The organism is Pseudomonas fuscovaginae SE-1, assembly GCF_000364705.1.
Lineage (GTDB): Bacteria > Pseudomonadota > Gammaproteobacteria > Pseudomonadales > Pseudomonadaceae > Aquipseudomonas > Aquipseudomonas fuscovaginae_A.
Window position 1 is genome coordinate 1 of the sequence record NZ_AQOH01000251.1, and the last position, 3,050, is coordinate 3,050.

The following is a 3,050-nucleotide window of genomic DNA, read 5'->3' on the forward strand; positions in this document are numbered from 1 at the left end:
AGCCGGTTGATGCGGGCCTGAAGCTCCTGGATGGTCTGCTGCTCTGGCGTGAGCGCCTTGGCAGTGGGCGTAACGCCTCCGCGCTCGAGTTGCAACTGGGCGACCCAGCGACGCAATAAGCTCTCACCTACGTCGAGGGATCTGGCGGCCTCGGGGCAACTGTAGCCCTGGTCAAGCACCAGGCTGGCAGCCTCACGCTTGAAGGTCGGGGTGAAAGTACGTCGTTGTCTGCTCATCGAACACCTCTGTATGGCGATCATTCTCGCCTAAAAAGGTGTCCGGGGTTAGTAGACCACTACAACGAGCCTTCAGAGCGATCAGCCCTTGATTGCAGTTGTCGGTGACTCCAACAATTCGTTGAACGTGCACCGGGTCAAGTGGGGCTCGCGGGGCTACATGAACCACGTAGCCGGCAGCGGTGGTGGCTCTCACCGCACATCCGACGGCGGGGTCGCCCTCGTCGAGGAGGACTGACAGCCGCAGATCAGCAGTAGCAAGGCGATCACGCAGGCGAGCCTGATTCTGTTGCACATCGTTCAATTCCTTCGAGTGGGCTTGATCACTGGCCTGAAGCCGCTTCTCCAGGACCAGATGCTTGTCCTGCTCTGCACACTGCTGCGCGGCAGAGGCAAGGGACTGTTCGTTGAGCGCGTCAGCCCGCAGTCAAACTTGCTGCACAAGCTGCTGTTCGTAGCACCAGTCCAGAACCTGCACAGGCTGATGCCTTGTCCGATGAAATAAAATGCGACAAACCAGTACCTTGGGCAGACCAAGACACACCCACAAAACTATCGGATACTTCGCACGCGCTCTTGGCCCTTATCGGACAGCCCTCGCCTTGATCCCTCAATCCGGCATTCTTTAGCCTTACCCAGTCACAGCGATGGCTGTGGCCGGGTGTCGCAACCCAGGATAACCAAGGCGCGGTATGCGCCATAGTCGTGTAGTCAGCGCTCTCGGGCGTCTGGCCACCGCACTCTATGGTGGGCCGCGCGAGGCAGGCTTCGGCCTGGCCGGTTCCCTTGGTTACCGGTTTGCGACCCTCGTGCGGTCTGCCACCCTCACCGTGTCGCAACGGGCTGATGGCAGTTCCTTAATCCAACCAAGGAGCATGAGGAAAATGGCCTATCCCCCTTTTACGCCCGGGCGCCGCCCACTTCATCCGGCGTTAGCACGTTCCAATCACGGAGTGGCTCTCCATGATTGATCGCTCACTGCTCTCTCGCTTGCCCACACCAACACTGATCAAACTCGCCTCACTGAGTGCCAGCGAAGCAGTCGATCACTTGCGCCATGCCGCCAGCCTCTGCCTGGACGGCGCCCGCAGCCTCACCTTTCAAGATGAACAACAACAGGAACTCGCCAACAAGTTGATCAAGGACGCCATGATCCTCTATGACATGGCGTTCCTGCGACAACTCTATCGCCCCTCCGCCATCTCAAGCGATAGTATCCATCTCAATGCCTCCGCCAATGATCTTCCACTTCCGCTGACACCCTGGGATGAGCAGTTCGCCCAAGAAATCGCCAGCGGAGCACGTTGCGCAGAGCACTGGTTGGGCCGACGCTCGACGCAGCCCCTTTGGTGGCAACTGACCCAGGCCCGCCAGGGCTATCCGGAAGGTGGTCAACGCGATGCATTTGAGGCCGGTTTTTTACGGCACCTGCAGCGGCAACTGATCAAAACTCGCTACAAGCCCCCGGACACCCCATCCATTTGATAACACCCTTCCCCGATGTCCGCAGTCATACCTCCCCATTGAAGACCTGGTTCTCAAACATCAGGGCCTGTCTCCATTGGGCAGTGGTTGATCACAGTGCAGGTCGGCAATCACTACAACAGCATCTTCAGCAACGCTTCGCCGACGCGTGCATCGATTCGCCTGCGCCATTACCGACAACTTTTATAAAAAATAACGAGTGTTGCCTGCATCCCTAATGCGATCCGAATCCTGGCGCAAAAGAACTCAAAATAGCCGTCTTGTCACCGCATCATTTTTTGAATTCCGTTGTCTGCGCAAGACTCCCTCGCGATGCAACACCGCCAGCGAACAGGAGTGACCATGACGACCCAAGCCCTGCAAACACCCGTCGATGCCCCTGTGGACGAGCGCTGCTACAGCACCGACATCCCCGCCCGCCTCGACCGTCTGCCGTGGACGCGCTTCCACACCCTGCTCGTACTGGCACTGGGCATCACCTGGTTGCTCGATGGCCTGGAAGTGACCCTCGCAGGTTCGGTCTCCGGTGCGCTCAAGGACAGCCTGGCCCTGAGCAATACCGAGATCGGCCTGGCCGGCGCCACCTATATCGCCGGCGCGGTCCTCGGCGCGCTGTTCTTCGGCTGGCTCACCGACCGCCTGGGCCGACGCAAGCTGTTCTTCATCACCCTGTTCCTCTACATCGGCGCCACCGCGGCCACGGCCTTTTCCTGGAACCTGTGGAGCTTCCTGCTGTTCCGCCTTCTGACTGGCGCCGGCATCGGCGGCGAATACACGGCCATCAACTCGACCATCCAGGAATTCACCCCGGCGCGTTATCGCGGCTGGGTCGACCTGACCATCAACGGCACCTTCTGGATCGGCGCCGCGCTGGGCGCCGTCGGCTCGGTGATCCTGCTCGACCCGAACGTCGCCGGCGGCGAACTGGGCTGGCGGCTGTGCTTCGGCATCGGCGCGGTGCTCGGCCTGATCATCATGCTGATGCGCCTGTGGATTCCGGAAAGCCCACGCTGGCTGATGATCCACAACCAGCCGGAAGAAGCCGAACGCATCGTCGCCAACATCGAACGCCACTACCACGAACGCGGCATCGAGGTGCCCCCGATGAAGGAGCCGCCGCTGCGCCTGCACGCCCGTGACCACACGCCGTTGCGCGAGGTGGTCCACAGCCTGTTCGTCGAACACCGTCGCCGGGCCATCGTCGGGCTGACCCTGCTGACCGCCCAGGCGTTTTTCTACAATGCGATCTTCTTCACTTATGCGCTGGTGCTCACCGACTTCTACCACGTGCCTTCGGCCCATATCGGCTGGTACCTGCTGCCCTTCGCC

The 3,050-nt window shown here is 60.5% G+C and carries 3 protein-coding genes and 1 pseudogene; 2 read left to right on the forward strand and 2 right to left on the reverse strand.

Annotation, left to right across the window (positions count from 1 at the left end; translation table 11 throughout):
* The coding region (locus K675_RS0121015; protein WP_017905443.1) for a transposase at positions 1 to 236 on the reverse strand (236 nt) is incomplete at its 3' end.
* A gap of 67 nt (positions 237 to 303) precedes the next feature.
* Positions 304 to 714: pseudogene (locus tag K675_RS34360) on the reverse strand (lysis protein); the annotation flags it as partial.
* A 485-nt stretch (positions 715 to 1,199) separates the two neighbouring features.
* Here K675_RS34360 and K675_RS31190 point away from each other — a divergent pair.
* On the forward strand, positions 1,200 to 1,721 hold the full coding sequence (locus tag K675_RS31190; RefSeq protein ID WP_017905445.1) for a LasR-specific antiactivator QslA: 522 nt from the start codon (positions 1,200 to 1,202) through the stop codon (positions 1,719 to 1,721).
* A 342-nt stretch (positions 1,722 to 2,063) separates the two neighbouring features.
* The coding region (locus K675_RS0121035) for an MFS transporter (RefSeq protein ID WP_017905446.1) at positions 2,064 to 3,050 on the forward strand (987 nt) is incomplete at its 3' end.

Coding starts and splice junctions, on each gene's coding strand:
- K675_RS31190 (WP_017905445.1), top strand. CDS start 1,200: ATGATTGATCGCTCACTGCTCTCTCGCTTGCCCACACCAACACTGATC.